The sequence below is a fragment of the Brevibacillus jepli genome (assembly GCF_047229145.1).
In the GTDB taxonomy this organism is placed as follows: domain Bacteria; phylum Bacillota; class Bacilli; order Brevibacillales; family Brevibacillaceae; genus Brevibacillus.
Map to the genome: position 1 here is coordinate 103,308 of NZ_JBFEFW010000005.1, position 16,037 is coordinate 119,344.

The window sequence follows — 16,037 nt, forward strand, 5'->3', positions numbered from 1 at the left end:
CGTTTGAGATCCTCCCTAGTTTGAATCTGTTTGAATCACGGCCTGATTATTAGTCGTAGCAGTCGGGTAATTGATTTGGCTCATCCAAAGTCCAGCCAGAACAGCGACAATCCCGAATACAATTTCCCAACGCAAGTAAGCGTGCTGCAAGGAATTTTTCGTCCGCCAACGTCTCGTTTGCCTAAAGGCTAGAAGCAGCATAAGGCAGACACTTGCGATTTTTCCGTATAACAGATAGCTCCATGCCGTTGCACTCTGGAAAATGCTCATGACATCCGTCTGCACGATGAGCATGACAACGCCCGTCACGACGGCAAGTACAGCCGCTACAGCAACTGTCTGCAAGAAGAACCTCTTGAACGACTCCTGTCCTCGTTGCGCCACTTTGACTGTAAGGAGCAAGTAGACAAGCGCCCCCATCCACACGGCGACCGTCAAAACATGTAACAGTCTCAGTAAAATGGACAGCCAGACAGGAGCTATCCCCCATGCATGACCGCCAAAAGCCTGCGCGCTGATCACGAGAATCCAGATTCCTACATACCAGCCGGACACCATATTAGGGATCGCGACCATTAGAAGTAAGGCAAAGGACACGAGCAGCATGATCGCAAACGGAGACTGACTGAGCAAGTTCCCGTCCATCTGCCACAGTGCTTGCGTAAGTGATACAGCGGTTAACGATTCGTCATACAAGAACCACAAAAAGATAAGTCCGATGATCGCCAAACCCCATCCGATTTGTCTGCCAATCCCGATGAGCTGGGCAAGCGAAGGCAAGCCATGACGCTGTGCTGCCCACGCTACCAGATACAAGCCGCCACCTACGAGAATAATTCCTTGCGCCAAATAGCGGTACATGATCAAGTAGCTCGAATCTGCTTGCTGCTCACTTGGCGGCACCACGACCGTACTTTTTTGTCCGATGGAAAACGTGAGCTTCTCTTCGATCGGATGCCCGTCCTCGGAGACTACAGACACGATTACGGAATACGTACCTTCCGCCAAATCGCTCGGCAGATTCGCATTCACCTGCGCGGCATCGCCGGGCTGCAATGTCGGTCGCTCCACTTTTATTTCCTTGCCATCCCAGTCAAATAGACGCACGTTAACAAGATCGGGCTCCAATGTTTCGGTAAACCGCGCAGATATTTGTCCTGGATTCGCCTTCAGTACCTCACCATTTTGCGGCGAGCTGCTCATCAAGCCAGCATGGGCGTAAGCAGTCGTCATACCCGTTGTCAGTACAAGAAAGAAGGCGAGCAAAAACGCAACCGCGCATTGTCTCATGTTGTCTATCACCCTACCACCTGCTTCCTTATTTCGTCCTTAATCCTATCAAAATAGTACGAAAATCCATATGGCTCCATCGGGCTATCTGATGTGGCAAAGTGTTGAAAACAAAAAAAGGCAAGATCGGAAATTCTCTCCGAAGCATGCCTTTTCAAACGGTATTAGGATGATCTTACAGTGCTTTGTGCGAGAAATTCCAGGACGAGTTTGTTGAATACCTCAGGTTGATCCATCGGTGGGATATGGGCTGAGTCAGGCAGGATGACTTTGTGTGCGCCAGCAATCCGTTCAGTCAATACATCGGCGATCTGGATAAAATCGGGATAATCCCGCGTGCCTGCAATGACGAGTGTCCGGGCTTTGATTTCTTCCAAACGCTCGATCGGTGAGGGTGATAAAGCTTCAAATCCAGCTCCAAACTCCGGCAGCGAAAAGGCGTGTCTGTTTATTTCTATAAAGCGGTTTCGTGCTTCGGCAGCTAGCACATTCACCGGCTGACCAGGACCGTCAAACCACATTTGGGTCGTCATTTCCAACGCTTCCTCTGTCGTGCCAGTCTGACACATCTGATTGAATCGTTCCACATCTTGCAGCCTTTGTTCACTTCTTGGATGACCAAACAAGCCAGAGGAAACAAGGATCAAGCTGTTCACCATCTGCGGATAAGCAAGTGCGAACTCCAGCGCAACCATGCCCCCAAACGAAAGTCCCGCCACATGCGCTTTTTCGATACCAAGCCCTTGCAGTACTGCTTTCACATCGTCATACAAGGTAAAAGGAACCTCAGTCGCAAGCGTTTTACCAAACCCGCGGATATCAAAACGAACGACCTTATACGCCTGTGCAAACTCTTGCATCTGCGCATCCCATAGCCTCGTATCCAGATTGAAACCGTGGATCAATAGGAGTGGCTCGCCTTCCCCTTCAACCTCATAGTAAAAGCGCGCGCCATTTGCGTCGAGAAAGCCTGATTGTACAGACTGCCTGTTTTCCATTTTTTCTCACCTCACAACCACTATCTCACCCCGGATTGTTGCTTGTCTATATTTTTTGCTACATCTTTATCCAATAACGCCTGTACGTAAAATCTTGATCTCGACATCCACATCATATTCCGCCCTTTTCATGATTTCACGACATTCCTCTTTACTCAATTTCTTTTTCCCGCTCTTTTGACTGGCTATATTGTAGATTTCCCCAAATCCTACCGGGTCTACATCGTGTTTTCTTAACTTTTCCAGTAAATGTTCCGTCTCTTTTTTCACCGCAAGCTCTATTGCTTTTTGTACCTTTTCTAACTCCTCTGGCTTGGATAAATCTATTTTTTCAGCCATTTCCTGAATCTGCGCTGTCATCTTGACTTTCACAGAAAATCTTGGCTTCTCTAAATCCAGAACTTTCATTTGCTTTTTGCTTGAGATATGTTCAATTACCGTAAAAAGACGCTTTTTATCGAGGGAAATGTTTATTTCCAATTCTCCCTTATTGTAACGCTCACGTAATATCTTGAGGAAAAATCCCTCCCTTGAAGTAATCTCCGCCACTAATCGATCGTCTCGAAACAGAGCAATTTTATTAATATGCAATTCATTCTTTACTCTTTCGATATAAGGCATCACGGGATCTTTCCCCACCGCATAATAATCTTTCATAAACTCATGAAGTTTAGAGGAAATCATGTTCTCACCATCAACGTTCTGTCGTATGGCTTGATAGAGGTAAATTCCAATGTTGCTATTTTCGGGATAACGATGTGTCAAGATGTCATAAGCTCGTCCTTTGGCTACCGTTAAATAGACATTACTTCCAATAGAGGCATCTCGCGTTAAGTTTTCCACGAGTGACAGTATCCCTTTGCGTGCTAACGCATCATGATAAACAACGACACGAATTTGCCCCGCTACTATTTTTTTGGAAGACTCTCTGTTATGAGCAACCGCTAGTCCTTTACTTGTGTGAGCTGTTCCAGAAATCACGGTGACCAGCTCACGTGCTTCCGGATCAATTTGATAAAACACTGTGGTGCCTAATAACCGTCCGTCTCCGCTCTGATCGTATCCTACGGCAACCGCTAACCCCAATTTTTCTAGTACTTGCTGCTCTCCACAGCCATTCAATAACACGACTACTAAGAAATAGCACACAAGCAAACGTAACCTTTTCATGTCCGGACCGCTCCCCTCCGAAACAGCCGAATCACTACATAAAGCACGATGGGATAAATAAAAATGATATAGAAACCTGCTCCACCGAAAATATCCGTGATGAGATTAATCGACTGGCGTGTTTCCAAAAAATTGCTGGCAAAAAACATGACACCAACAATCCCTATCAGTGCCATTCTTTCCTTGAGCCCACTAATATGGTGAACCCCCCGCATGGCTACCCACAAGTTCATCAGCAAATTATCCAGCATGATGAGCATCCACAGTGAGATGGACACAAACTCAAAACGCTCCAAAAACGGAAACTCCACAATTTTCATCATCATAAGCGTTGCCCAGATAAGATGCTGAAGCTGTTCCCCTTGAAAGTACAAGAGTGTAACCAGCATGACGACAACATACAAGCAGGTGGTCATAAACAACCCACCATGTACATACCGCGGCAGTAATTCCTTTTCCTTAACAAAAGGATAGATGAACAAAATAATCTCAAATCCGATGATGGAAAAAGACATTTTCTTCGCACCGTCCATAAGCTGTACAAGGTCATGATGAAATGCTGGCTGCAATAGATGAAAATCGGCGTATTGCATGGGATAAACCAAGAGTAGTAGCTGCCAAATCGTCAACCCAACTGAAAAAAAGCTAATGCCAGCCAACACCCGAATGCCACCCGTCACTCCATAAATGGCCAGACAAAGCAAGGCGGCATTTAACATCCAGGAAGGCACCTCTGGAAACATCCATGACTGAATGATCTCGATGTACCCTCTCAAGATCGTTAAGGCAGAGCCCATCACATATACGATAAAGATGAAATTAAGAACGCGGGCCGGCCATTTTCCAAACACACTTTGATGAATGTCATACAAATCCATGTGTTTGAATTTCGCCAAGATTTTTAGCATGAACCACGCTGCTATATGTGTCATAATGCCTGCCAATATGACCGCGATCCAGGCGTCTTGTTGCACCCTATCATAAATAAACCGCTGTACGCCCGCTATGCCGATCCCAACCTGATTGCCATGAATCATAAATAGCGCAAGCGATACGCTGATAACCATATGGCTATTCCGACGAAAAGTGGACAGTGACATTCACAATCAACACCTAACTACTGAACTGGTCTTTTTTTCCCGGCATCATCAGGCGCACGGGTATCGTCAGGAGAACGTGTCATAACCGGACGCTTGCCGAGCGAGTAATAAGGAAACCGGATCAGACTGTTTTTAAAATCCTGCAAGCGAAATGGAAAAAAGGGAAGAAAAAACGGACGTCCCAGACTTGATTGACGCAGGATGTGTATCAATAGAAAAGACGCGCCAAGCATAATACCAAAACCTCCCCAAATTCCAGCTAGCAGGATAATCGGAAAGCGGAGGATACGTACTGCTGTACTCATCATGTAGGAAGGAAAAGTAAACGAAGCTAATGCACTCAGTGCCACAATCATGATCAATATGTTACTGGTAAAACCCGCTGCAACGGCGGCCTGCCCAATTACGATACCGCCTACAATCCCGATCGTTTGCCCCACCTTGAAAGGAAGTCTGGCTCCAGCCTCCCGCAAGAATTCAATAATCATCTCAAGCAGCAAAGCTTCAAACAATGGGGGAAAAGGCACCTTGGAACGAGACTTTACTAGCGATACAAGCAGAGCAGATGGAATCATTTCATAGTGAAACGAAAGTGCAGCCACATAAGTAGCGGTAAAAAACAAAGAAACAAAAAGGGCCGAAAATCGTAACAAACGAATGAAGGAAGCCATTTGCCACCGAATATAGAGATCTTCATTGGACTTGAAAAAGTCAACGAAGGAACTGGGACCCACGATAGCAAAAGGGCTCCCCTCCACAAACACGACAACCTTTCCTTCCAACAGGGCTTCACTTACATGGTCAGGTCGTTCTGTCAGGATTAACTGCGGAAAAATAGAGAACGTATTGTCATCAATCAGTTGAACCAGTTTTCCGCTGTCAATCACGCCATCTACATCCAGATCGCTTATACGCTGAATGACGGTTTCCACATTTTCTGGAGCAGCCAATTCCTCCATGTAACATACTTCCACGTTCGTCATGCTACGTTTCCCAATCGTAAGGGATACGTTGGTAAGCAAATCAGTCGCCAGATAGCCCTGTAGAATCCCTAAGTTGTCTTCCAATGCTTCAGTAAAGGCAACCTGTGGACCGAAAATCTGGGTTTCGACCTGAGCCTCTCCCAAGGAACGACTCGGTATTCTTGCTATATAGAGAAGAATCCCGCATGTCGTTCCTTCTATTTGAAGGTAAACCCATCCCCTCACGAGATAATCGCTGACTTGACTGTAATCCATGGTCTTGGTGACATGAGCAACAGGAACATTCCCCAAAATCGTATCTGGAACGATTTTTTCTTCAGGCAACCTTTCGAAATAGGGAAGCAACACTTGCTGGAGAATCGTTGTGTCAATCAGATAGGGGAGGTAAGCTAACAACAAGCTATTCGCTCCGCAAGAAAGGGTACGAAACACCAATCGCGGATTTTGCAGGTGATCGCTTAATCTTTCTCGCGTCTCGCTAACGGATTCAGAAATGATGTAGGTTGTCATCTTAAATGTACCCCAATATATGGTGTACCCCTATTATTTTTCCAAATCCCTCGCTCTATTCCCAAAGAAAAAACCGAGACGGAAACACTCCATCTCGGTTCGTTCACTTCTATTTATCTACCGCTCTTCATCTCAGTCCAGTAGCGGTCGTATTGCTGCAAGGTTTCTCCTACATCAACCAGCCACTCCGCACGGGCAATGTCTGCTTTATCCAGGAAGACCATCTTGTTGGAACGATATTCTTCACTGTGCAGTGGGTATGCTTGCTCGTTCGGGTTACTGTAGCCGATAGACTCGTAGTTTTTCACACTGACTTGTGGGTCCATCAAGTAGTTGATGAACTTCTCAGCCAATTCCTTGTTCTTGGCGCCTTTTGGAATCGCCAGCGTGTCTGCCCAGATCGTCGCGCCCTCTTTCGGAATCACGTACTCCACGTCTGGATTTTGCGCGTGAATGAAAGCTGCGTCACCGGACCAAACCGTTCCGATCCATGCTTCCTCAGCAATCATCTTTTGCTTGATGTTGTCTGTATCAAAAGCAACTACGTTTGGTACTACCTTTTTCAAATCAGTAAAGGATTTTTCCAATTCCTCTTTGTTCGTCGTGCTATTGGAGAAGCCATTCTTGATCAGTGCCATCCCCATAACCTCACGTGGGTCGTTCAACATGATAACACGGCCCTTGTAAGCTTCATTCCACAGATCGTTCCAGCTAGTCGGGGTTTCTTTTACATACTTCTTGTTGTAAGCAATCCCGGTAATTCCCCATGTATATACGAGTGAATACTTGTTTTCTTTGTCAAAAGGAGGTGTCTTGAACGTAGACACGATATTGCCCATGTTCGGGATGTTGGCTTTGTTCAACTCTTCCAGAAGGCCCAACTGAATCATCGTGCCTACCATGTAATCGGACGGTTGAATCAAGTCGTAGCCGGATGCGCCCGCTTGAATTTTTGCCAGCATTTCCTCATTGCTACCATATACATCATAGTTGACCTTGACGTTGAATTTTTGCTCAAAATCTTTGATGACTTCTGGGTCGAAGTTGTCTGCCCAGCTGTAAATATTCAATACTTGTTGCTCTTGCTCAGATGACGATGAGCACCCTACAGCGGTCACCGCAAGTACGGCGGTCAAAGCGCCGATCATCAAGGACTTGAAACGTTTCATTTTTTCCTCTCAACCTCCAAATCAGTTATGGGATTGCTTTTATGAAAACACCATGATGTACCTAAAAGATGGATTGATTATTTTTAGAGTCTTTACGGCGGAAAATCTCAGCTACCACAACCAAAAGTACCGTACTCACGATCAGAAGGGTCGAGAGTGCATTTACCTCGGGTGAGACTCCTCGTTTCACCAAGCCATAAATGTAGAGCGGCAATGTGGTCGAATTCGGACCGGCCACGAAGAACGAAATAATGAAATCATCCAGCGACAAGGTAAACGCCATCAGGAAGCCTGCGATAATACCCGGCATGATCAAAGGCAGAGTCACATAGCGCAATGTCTCCCATGGAGTTGCTCCCAAATCCTGAGACGCTTCTTCCAGCTCTTTGCCCATATCAGCCAAGCGCCCGGAAATAATGACCATCACATACGGCATGCTGAACGTCACGTGCGCAAGGATCAGCGTTACTTTCCCCAGCTCCATCTGTACCTGGCTGAACAATACGAGCAAGGCCAGACCCATCATGATCTCTGGGATGACAATCGGCAAGTACATCAGTCCGTTGAAGATGTTGCTCCAACGAATCGAGTAATGCTTGATTGCCAGTGCAGCAGCTGTACCCAGAACCGTTGCAATTACGCTGCTGATAACGCCAATCGTCAGGCTGTTCATCAAAGCTTGCATAACCTGCCTGTTTTCAAACAAAGAAACGTACCATTTCCACGTAAATCCAGTCCACGTAGCGTTGATCCGTGAATCATTGAACGAATAAAGGACAAGTATCGCGATTGGCAGATACAAAAAGATGAGCATCAGCCATGAGTATCCAGATAGTGCGTTTCGGCGTAGTGCTTTCATGCTGATCCCTCCTTTGCTTCGCTCGCTTTGGTAGCGCGGAAATAAAGAAGAATCAACAGCATGGACAACAGCATCAGTACGATGGACAAGGCAGAACCGAACGGCCAGTCACGCGCAGACAAAAATTGATTTTGAATGACGTTTCCGATCAGAGCCGATTTCGCTCCCCCCATCACATCCGGAACGACAAACATCCCGATGGATGAAACAAACACGAGGATCGAGCCAGTGACGACACCCGTCTTGGTCATCGGCAGGGTCACGTGCCAAAATGCTTTCCAAGGTGTTGCGCCCAAATCGTACGCTGCTTCCAGCTTACGTCGGTCCATCTGCTCCAGTGATACATAAATCGGCAAAACCATGAACGGCATCAGCGTGTACACCATCCCGAGCAGCACCGAACCAGAATTGTACAACAGCGGTAGAGGCTCCGTAATAATTCCCACCGATTGCAGGAACGTATTGATCACGCCTTGCGAACGCAGGATGATCACCCATGCATAGGAACGAACCAAAAAGTTGATCCAAAACGGAATCATCACGAGCAAAAGCCATATTTGCTGAGATGACTTTTCCAACCGCGAAATGTAATACGCTAACGGATAGCCGCACAAGATCGAGAACAAGGTTGTCAATACGGCTACGACCAGCGTATCCCAAAAGATTTGTCCATACAGCGGGTCCAAAATTCGGAAGTAATTGTTGAGCGTAAACTCATAGACAACTTGCCCGTACGTGCCTCTTTTGAGGAAAGAGAGAACGGCAATCATAAGCATAGGCAGGACGAAAAGCGCACCCATCCACAATAGGGCGGGTAGCGCGAGCAGTTTTACCGGCTTCTTGTTTAACAAGGAAGAATCACCTCGTCCGTCTGTGCCCAGCCAATGGCCACTTGATCTCCCACCTGCCAGTCCAGACCGTCACCTGCGTACTGATGTGCCATTACGGTCATATCCTGCCCCTCAAGGCGAATAAATACCTTACGCAAATTGCCGAGGAACACCGCATCAGCAATGGTGCCCAGCTTCTTGTGCTTGTCTTTGTCGGAATCAACCGGGTACAGCTTGATCTTTTCCGGACGTACCGCTGCGTTCGTTCCGTTTTCCTGGAAAATGTTGTTTTCCCCAATAAAGGTAGCCACAAACAAGGTTTGCGGGGAGTTGTAGATCTCTGCTGGAGAAGCAATCTGTTCAATTCGTCCCTTGTTCATGACTGCGATTCGATCTGACATCGCCATCGCTTCTTCCTGGTCATGCGTAACGTAAATGAACGTAATCCCTAAGTTTTTCTGCAAGTTTTTCAGTTCGAGCTGCAAGCTTTTGCGCAGTTGGTAGTCCAAAGCACCTAGTGGCTCGTCCAGCAGCAGTACGCGTGGGTTGTTAATAATCGCCCGTGCGATTGCTACCCGTTGCTGTTGTCCACCAGACAGCTGCTTCGGTGTGCGCTTCCGCAGTTCTGTCAGTTGAACGTACTGAAGTACTTCCTCCAAGCGCTTTTGTTGTTCAGCTGCGTTCACTTTTTTCATTTTCAAACCAAACAGGATGTTTTGCTCCACTGTCATATGTGGAAACAAAGCATATTGCTGGAACACCATGTTCATATCCCGCTGATAGGGCGGCACATGGCTGAGTGGCTTTTCGTCCAGAAAAATTTCCCCAGTCGTTGGCTGCTCAAAGCCAGCAATCATTCGAAGCAATGTCGTTTTCCCACAGCCGCTGGGGCCGAGTAACGTCAAAAACTCCCCTTCTTCAATGGAGAGAGAAAAAGAGGGGACGACGACAGTATCTGCAAATCTCTTTTCAATCGAATCCAGATGTATAATTTTTTTCATTCCGTCATCTCACCATATGTCATTATACTCATACAATCTAGGTAACTATATCGTGTATGATACGATTTGTAAACAGTTTCACCACGTCTGGACCGATTTTTTTGCGACTCGGAAGTAAGAGCGATTTTTCCCCAAAAACAAACAGAGCAAATGAATAAACATTCGCTCTGTTGTGTATCGTTTTTATTTTCTCTCACACAGACGAAGACTTCGTTGACGGCAAGCGGTCCCGTGCCCTTGATTTTGCCCCCAGGAAATTCGTCCCAATTACTCCGACAATAATCATCAACGCCCCAATGAGATGGTAGTAAGCCAATTTCTCTTGCAAAAACAAGACGCCAGCCACGATGGTAACCAGTGTAGACAGATTGTTAAAAACGCTGATTTTGGATGCTTCCATCTTGGACAAGGCAAAGTTGGTCATAAAAGACGTTACGAGCGAGGACAGTATCCCCAAATATACTATCGAGATGATGAACGTCGGGCTGGCAAAAGGTGCGAAATACGAGGACAAGGTACCCTCAACGCTATGTTGGATCACCGACCATGCGTTAAAGAACACAAATCCGAGTACCGCCACCATATATGTCATGTCTATATAATGGAAGGATTTTGTCATTTTCCTCGCCAGTACGCTATACCCTGCCAATGACACTGCGGATAAAAGAATGAGAATGGTACCGAGACTGCTCCCCGAGCTTGTGCTTGCACCCAGCCCCTTCATCGCAAAAATGTACACGACACCTGCTACAGATAAAATCGTAGATAGCTTTTGCAGCCAAGTAGATGACTCTCTCAAAAAAAACGCCGCCATGATCATGGTAAAAATCGGGACAGTCGCTTGGATAATACCGGCTTCAGAAGAGGTGGTATATACCAGTCCAAACGCCTGAAGGGTAAAGAACAGAACCGGGTACAGCATGGCGAGCGGAATAATCGCGAGGATGTCTTTTGGCTTGATAGACAGCTTGATCCACCCAAACAAGATCGGTATGGATGCAGCAAGAAAGGCCACGGTAAACCGGTGCGACAGCGTATCGACCGGATTCGTGACAGCGAGTGCCATTTTCAGAAACAAAAACGACAAGCCTGTAATGACTGCATTCAATAATGCCGCGAGAATTGCTTTCTGTTGGTCTTTCATCGTATGTATCGCTCCTACTGGTGACTTTTTACAGACGACCGTCTTAGGTTAATAGTAATGGGGGATCAATCGTGCTACAATGCAAAAAAGTAGTATCTGTACCGATACAAAATCGGTAGTAAGGGGCTGTTTTGTATGCACAAATATTTGCAGCTTCAAAATGAACTAGAAGCCTTGATCGAGAGCCTCTCCTATCGAGATGGAGACCGGCTTCCCTCCATTCGGGAGCTAGCCTCTCAATACCACTGCAGCAAGAGTACCGTCATCCGAACCTTGGACGAACTCGAAAAGCGTCACCTCATTTACTCTGTCGACCGAAGCGGTTACTACGTCGTGAAAAAACAAAGGAAGCTACAAGCCGCAGATGCGTCGATTATCGACTTAGCGACCTCAGCTCCCGATCCTGACCTGTTTCCTTATGTCGACTTTCAACACTGCATCAATAAAGCGATTGAGACTTATAAAAACGACCTGTTTATTTACGGAACCACACAAGGCTTGCCTTCACTCATTGCCGTCATCGCCAAGCAGCTTGGGAACCATCAGGTATTTACGGACCCTCGTAACATATTCATTACGTCCGGTGTCCAACAAGCTCTATCCTTGCTGTGCAGCCTTCCTTTTCCTAATGGCAAAGATACGATTTTGATTGAGCAGCCTAGCTACCACTTATTCATCGAAAATTTACAAGTACACAAGTATCCTGTCGTCGGGATTAAGCGCACTGCGCAGGGAGTCGATTTGGAAGAACTGGAGTCTATTTTCCGCACGGGAAAGATCAAGTTTTTTTATACAATGCCTCGCTTTCAGAGCCCGCTCGGTACGACCTACAGCCGAAAGGACAAACAGCGAATTGTGGAGCTTGCGCAGCAATACGACGTCTATATCGTGGAAGACGATAACATGGCAGACCTTGAGCATGACAGCAAAGCTGATCCCCTCTTTGCCTATGATCGCTTCTCTCGCACCATCTATTTAAAAAGCTATTCCAAAATCATTTTTCCTGGACTGCGTTTGGGTGTAGCCGTTATCCCTGACGCACTCAAGGAATCCTTCAACCAGCATAAACGGCTTTCTGATATCGACAGCTCCATGCTGTCTCAAGCTGCATTGGAAATTTACCTAAAAAGCGGGATGTTCGAGCGCCACAAGCAAAAAATACGCAGCTCCTATCACCGACGATCCAACCTGCTGACGGCAGCACTGAACCATTTTGCGGCCACAGAAGGCCATCTATTCACCTTTCATCCCCTTGCGTATCCGGGAATTCATACGCACATTGTTTTGGACGCTTCCATCTCGGTCCCTACCGTGATTAGTCAGCTGAAAAAACGTTCGATCCTGCTCGAAGGAACAGACAAAAATTACTTGGTGGGCTTTCCGCAAGAAAATATTTTGAAGCTGAATGTGTCCTACGCCAAGGAAGCATCGATTGAGCGCGGGATTCACGAACTGATAGATGTTTTGCGCCGCATGCACCGATAAATGATCCGTCTTAAGTCGCAGATGAAATCGGGCGAGAGTGCGTTTTTGGACAATCAAGAAACTTCGATAATGGAACTATTGAGTTGATCCAAAAACCAAGGCGGATGTGAGTGATTGTTGAGTAACCAGCGAACGATCTACATCGTATTATCAGATACAGGAACATGGTTTACCAGAATGATTCGCTGGTATACGAAGGCTCCATTGAATCATGCTTCCATTGCCTTTGATCCACAATTAACCGAGGTTTACAGCTTCGGTAGAAAAGACCCCCGAAATCCGTTTATCGGCGGCTTCGTAAAAGAAGATATGCAAGGCAAATTGTTTCAAAATGCAACGATTGCGGTATATCGTTGTATAGTAAGTGAATCCCAATTCAAAAAAATTCGTTCCATAGTCGGCCAGTTTGAAGTAGAATCGCATCTATACACATATAATTTGTTGGGCTTACTTGGCGTGATGCTGAATATTCCAATAAAGCGCAAAAAGGCCTATTTTTGTTCGCAATTTGTCGCCTCTGTGTTCGAAGGGGCCAATGTGCGGCTCGTGTCAAAATGCGCTGCATTAACTACTCCAGCAGACCTGGTACAATCCGACTTGATTGAATTGATGACTGGCAGTTAAAGATAGAATGACAAAGGAGAAATAGATGTTTCAGAACATTTTAGATTTCTTAATGGAATATGGCAATTTGGGAATGTTCATTCATTCTTTTGCAGACGCAGTCATCTTTCCCGTTCCTGCCTTCTTTCTTCAAGTGCCGCTCAGCCTTGTTGATCCTTCGCAGGCATTGTGGATTGCAACCGTAGGCTATATCGCTTGTCTCTTAGGGACACCTGTCGGTTATTTTCTCGGTAAAGTCCTGGGCAAATCCGTTCTGTACAAAATCCTCAAAAAAGAATGGATTGATGCTGCCACAGCGATGTTTCAAAAGAAGGGTGAAGTCGCGATCTTCATCGGTTCGTTTACACCGATTCCGTTTAAAGTATTTACGATCATGTCTGGTTGCCTGAACTTCCCGTTGTGGAAATTGATTGGTTATGCTGCCATTGGACGGGCAGTCAAATTTTACGCAGTCGGATTTTTGTTTTATTTTTACGGAAAAATGGCGGAAAGTATGGTCCATGACGTATCTCTCTATATATTTCTCATCATGGTGCCGCTCATCTTGGTCGGATTATGGGTGAAGAAAATCGTCACCAAGCGCCGCCAGCTGAAAATGGAAAGTACTGACGCAAGCAACGGCATCAATGAGAAAGTCATGAATAAATAGCAAAGAAACCCCAAATCGATGGGGTTTCTTTTTTGCACTTGGTTATCCTTTTTTGACACGAATCACTTCATCTTCTACATCAATCAGCATCGTTGTCACATTGTCCTCTTCCATCACCAGATCCGCAATTCTATCCTCGACGTATTGCTGAATCACACGTCGTAATGGACGTGCCCCAAAGGAAGGGTTGTAGCCCAGCTCAGCCAGCTTTTCTTTTGCGTCATCTGTCACGCTGATCTCCATTCCTTGCTCAGACAAATTACCCATGACATCTTGCAGCAGCAGATCAACGATTTTGACCAAATCCTGTTTTTCCAGATGGGCAAAGGAAATGATCGAGTCGAAGCGGTTCAGGAACTCCGGCTTGAAGTACGCACCCAGAGAGTCCAGCACGGTGGCCGGCTCAGGTGTTTTTGCTCCAAAGCCAACGGAAATTTTCCGCTCGCTCACACCTGCATTGCTCGTCGCAATAATAACGGTTTCCTTAAAATTCACGGTTCGGCCTTGACTGTCTGTCAGGCGACCATCCTCCAGAATTTGCAGGAACATGTGCATGACGTCCGGGTGTGCTTTTTCGATTTCATCGAGCAGGATAATGCTGTACGGATTGCGGCGTACGCGCTCTGTCAGCTGACCCGCTTCTTCATGACCGACGTAGCCAGGAGGAGAACCGATCAATTTGGATACTGAATGCTTCTCCATGTACTCGCTCATATCCAGACGAATCATGGAATCACGGGTTCCAAACAGCTCCTCTGCCAGCGCTTTGGACAGCTCTGTTTTCCCGACACCAGTCGGACCTACGAACAGGAAGGAGGCAATCGGTCTGTTTTTTGGCTTCAGACCAGCACGACTGCGGCGAATCGCCTTCGCTACTTGTGTGACCGCCTCGGATTGGCCAATGACTTTGGCTTCCAAATGAGCGGCAAGATTTTTCATTTTCATCTGCTCATCACTTTGCAGCTTGGTTACAGGAATTCCTGTCTTTTGCTCGATCAAGGCTTGAATATCCGTGACTTCAGCCTGTACGCGTTGCTCCTTGCCATCGATCTGATCCAGACCCTCTAAAATGCTTGCTTCCTCGTCTCTCAGACGGGCAGCTCGTTCGTATGCCTCTTGCTCCGTCGCTTCCTTTTTCTCCTGATTGATTTGCGCCAGCCGCTCATGCAGCTCTGCCGTATCAACCGCGGAGGATCTCAGGTTCAAACGCGAGCCCACTTCATCCAAAAGGTCAATCGCCTTGTCAGGCAAGAAACGATCTTGAATATAACGATGGGAGTATTCCACGCAGGCACGGATGACATCATCCGAGTAAGCGACTTGGTGGAATGCTTCGTATTTCGGACGCAATCCTTTTAAAATCTCGATGGCCTGTTCAACGGTTGGTTCCTTGACCATGACTGGCTGCAGGCGGCGTTCGAGAGCTGCGTCCTTTTCAATGACACGATACTCTTTCAACGTAGTTGCCCCAATCAGCTGCAGCTCACCGCGAGCCAGCGCAGGCTTCAGGATGTTTCCTGCATCCATTGATCCTTCCGCAGAGCCTGCACCTACCAAGAGATGAATCTCATCCACAAACAGGATGACGTTTTTGCGTTTTTGCAGCTCGGCAATCACTTGCTTCATTTTTTCCTCGAACTGTCCGCGAATGCCTGTGCCTGCTACCAGAGAGGCGACATCTAAAATGTACACCTGCTTGTTTTTCAGCTTGGTCGGTACTTGCCCTTCCGTAATTCGCAGGGCGAGACCCTCAGCAATCGCTGTCTTCCCGACACCAGGCTCTCCGATCAGAACCGGGTTGTTCTTGTTTCGTCGGTTCAAAATCTCAATGACACGCTCAATTTCTTGTTCGCGTCCAATCACAGGATCAATCAGTCCGGCACGCGCCGCATCGTTTAGATTACGGCCCAACTCATCAAGGATTCCGCCACCACGCTCTGGCGCTTGTGGCTGTGGTTGGCCGGAAGATTTGCCCGGATTCCCCCGGCTTTGGGCAAAGCCTTGCAGGAAGTCATCCAAGCCAGAGAAGGATGAGAAAGGACTAAAGCCCATGCCCACTCCCATTTTGTTGGTCAGCTTTGTTTTGCAATCCTGGCACAAATCGTATTTTTGTTGCTGATTTTGTACGCGTATATGAACAGTCACAGTTGCTTCTCGTTGTTTGCAGATTTCACAATGCATATTCAATCCCCCCAAAAGCGTTGTTTTGGAATCAGAAGATCTTT

14 protein-coding genes are annotated in these 16,037 nt (G+C 46.7%); 3 read left to right on the plus strand and 11 right to left on the minus strand.

Annotated elements, in window-relative coordinates; genetic code table 11:
- Positions 1 to 15 precede the first annotated feature (15 nt).
- The 10 genes from AB1L17_RS07495 to AB1L17_RS07540 form a co-directional block, all read right to left on the minus strand.
- Complete coding sequence (locus AB1L17_RS07495) at positions 16 to 1,290, minus strand: copper resistance protein CopC (RefSeq protein ID WP_412846271.1); 1,275 nt, start codon at positions 1,288 to 1,290, stop codon at positions 16 to 18.
- Positions 1,291 to 1,454: 164 nt separating this feature from the next.
- A complete protein-coding gene (locus tag AB1L17_RS07500; RefSeq protein ID WP_412846272.1) occupies positions 1,455 to 2,288 on the minus strand; it encodes an alpha/beta fold hydrolase in 834 nt (277 codons plus the stop codon).
- A gap of 66 nt (positions 2,289 to 2,354) precedes the next feature.
- A complete protein-coding gene (locus AB1L17_RS07505; protein ID WP_412846274.1) occupies positions 2,355 to 3,458 on the minus strand; it encodes a Ger(x)C family spore germination protein in 1,104 nt (367 codons plus the stop codon).
- Positions 3,455 to 4,558, minus strand: a complete 1,104-nt coding sequence (locus AB1L17_RS07510) for a GerAB/ArcD/ProY family transporter (RefSeq protein ID WP_412846275.1) — start codon at positions 4,556 to 4,558, stop codon at positions 3,455 to 3,457. Before AB1L17_RS07510 ends, AB1L17_RS07505 begins: the two co-directional genes overlap by 4 nt.
- A gap of 17 nt (positions 4,559 to 4,575) precedes the next feature.
- Positions 4,576 to 6,051, minus strand: a complete 1,476-nt coding sequence (locus AB1L17_RS07515) for a spore germination protein (protein WP_412846276.1) — start codon at positions 6,049 to 6,051, stop codon at positions 4,576 to 4,578.
- 113 nt (positions 6,052 to 6,164) lie between these two features.
- Positions 6,165 to 7,220 (minus strand): ABC transporter substrate-binding protein, encoded by a 1,056-nt coding sequence (locus AB1L17_RS07520; RefSeq protein ID WP_412846277.1) that lies wholly within the window; start codon positions 7,218 to 7,220, stop codon positions 6,165 to 6,167.
- A 61-nt stretch (positions 7,221 to 7,281) separates the two neighbouring features.
- Complete coding sequence (locus AB1L17_RS07525; protein ID WP_412846278.1) at positions 7,282 to 8,079, minus strand: ABC transporter permease; 798 nt, start codon at positions 8,077 to 8,079, stop codon at positions 7,282 to 7,284.
- Positions 8,076 to 8,879: an ABC transporter permease gene (locus AB1L17_RS07530; RefSeq protein ID WP_412846309.1), complete on the minus strand. Its 804-nt coding sequence runs from the start codon at positions 8,877 to 8,879 to the stop codon at positions 8,076 to 8,078. Before AB1L17_RS07530 ends, AB1L17_RS07525 begins: the two co-directional genes overlap by 4 nt.
- Positions 8,880 to 8,923: 44 nt before the next feature.
- A complete protein-coding gene (locus AB1L17_RS07535; RefSeq protein WP_106840452.1) occupies positions 8,924 to 9,910 on the minus strand; it encodes an ABC transporter ATP-binding protein in 987 nt (328 codons plus the stop codon).
- A gap of 193 nt (positions 9,911 to 10,103) precedes the next feature.
- On the minus strand, positions 10,104 to 11,054 hold the full coding sequence (locus AB1L17_RS07540; protein ID WP_412846279.1) for a DMT family transporter: 951 nt from the start codon (positions 11,052 to 11,054) through the stop codon (positions 10,104 to 10,106).
- Between the two features lie 135 nt (positions 11,055 to 11,189).
- On the opposite strand from AB1L17_RS07540, the gene AB1L17_RS07545 reads away from it, so the two are divergent.
- From AB1L17_RS07545 to AB1L17_RS07555, 3 genes are all read left to right on the plus strand, one after another.
- Positions 11,190 to 12,539, plus strand: coding sequence for an aminotransferase-like domain-containing protein (locus AB1L17_RS07545; RefSeq protein WP_412846280.1), 1,350 nt, complete (start codon positions 11,190 to 11,192; stop codon positions 12,537 to 12,539).
- A 117-nt stretch (positions 12,540 to 12,656) separates the two neighbouring features.
- Complete coding sequence (locus AB1L17_RS07550; RefSeq protein ID WP_412846281.1) at positions 12,657 to 13,163, plus strand: hypothetical protein; 507 nt, start codon at positions 12,657 to 12,659, stop codon at positions 13,161 to 13,163.
- A gap of 25 nt (positions 13,164 to 13,188) precedes the next feature.
- Positions 13,189 to 13,812 (plus strand): YqaA family protein, encoded by a 624-nt coding sequence (locus tag AB1L17_RS07555; RefSeq protein ID WP_412846282.1) that lies wholly within the window; start codon positions 13,189 to 13,191, stop codon positions 13,810 to 13,812.
- Positions 13,813 to 13,854: 42 nt separating this feature from the next.
- On the opposite strand, the gene AB1L17_RS07560 is transcribed toward AB1L17_RS07555, so the two are convergent.
- A complete protein-coding gene (locus AB1L17_RS07560) occupies positions 13,855 to 15,993 on the minus strand; it encodes an ATP-dependent Clp protease ATP-binding subunit (protein WP_412846283.1) in 2,139 nt (712 codons plus the stop codon).
- Between the last annotated feature and the right edge of the window lie 44 nt (positions 15,994 to 16,037).

Coding starts and splice junctions, on each gene's coding strand:
- AB1L17_RS07495 (WP_412846271.1), bottom strand. CDS start 1,290: ATGAGACAATGCGCGGTTGCGTTTTTGCTCGCCTTCTTTCTTGTACTG.
- AB1L17_RS07500 (WP_412846272.1), bottom strand. CDS start 2,288: ATGGAAAACAGGCAGTCTGTACAATCAGGCTTTCTCGACGCAAATGGC.
- AB1L17_RS07505 (WP_412846274.1), bottom strand. CDS start 3,458: ATGAAAAGGTTACGTTTGCTTGTGTGCTATTTCTTAGTAGTCGTGTTA.
- AB1L17_RS07510 (WP_412846275.1), bottom strand. CDS start 4,558: ATGTCACTGTCCACTTTTCGTCGGAATAGCCATATGGTTATCAGCGTA.
- AB1L17_RS07515 (WP_412846276.1), bottom strand. CDS start 6,051: ATGACAACCTACATCATTTCTGAATCCGTTAGCGAGACGCGAGAAAGA.
- AB1L17_RS07520 (WP_412846277.1), bottom strand. CDS start 7,220: ATGAAACGTTTCAAGTCCTTGATGATCGGCGCTTTGACCGCCGTACTT.
- AB1L17_RS07525 (WP_412846278.1), bottom strand. CDS start 8,079: ATGAAAGCACTACGCCGAAACGCACTATCTGGATACTCATGGCTGATG.
- AB1L17_RS07530 (WP_412846309.1), bottom strand. CDS start 8,879: ATGGGTGCGCTTTTCGTCCTGCCTATGCTTATGATTGCCGTTCTCTCT.
- AB1L17_RS07535 (WP_106840452.1), bottom strand. CDS start 9,910: ATGAAAAAAATTATACATCTGGATTCGATTGAAAAGAGATTTGCAGAT.
- AB1L17_RS07540 (WP_412846279.1), bottom strand. CDS start 11,054: ATGAAAGACCAACAGAAAGCAATTCTCGCGGCATTATTGAATGCAGTC.
- AB1L17_RS07545 (WP_412846280.1), top strand. CDS start 11,190: ATGCACAAATATTTGCAGCTTCAAAATGAACTAGAAGCCTTGATCGAG.
- AB1L17_RS07555 (WP_412846282.1), top strand. CDS start 13,189: ATGTTTCAGAACATTTTAGATTTCTTAATGGAATATGGCAATTTGGGA.
- AB1L17_RS07560 (WP_412846283.1), bottom strand. CDS start 15,993: ATGCATTGTGAAATCTGCAAACAACGAGAAGCAACTGTGACTGTTCAT.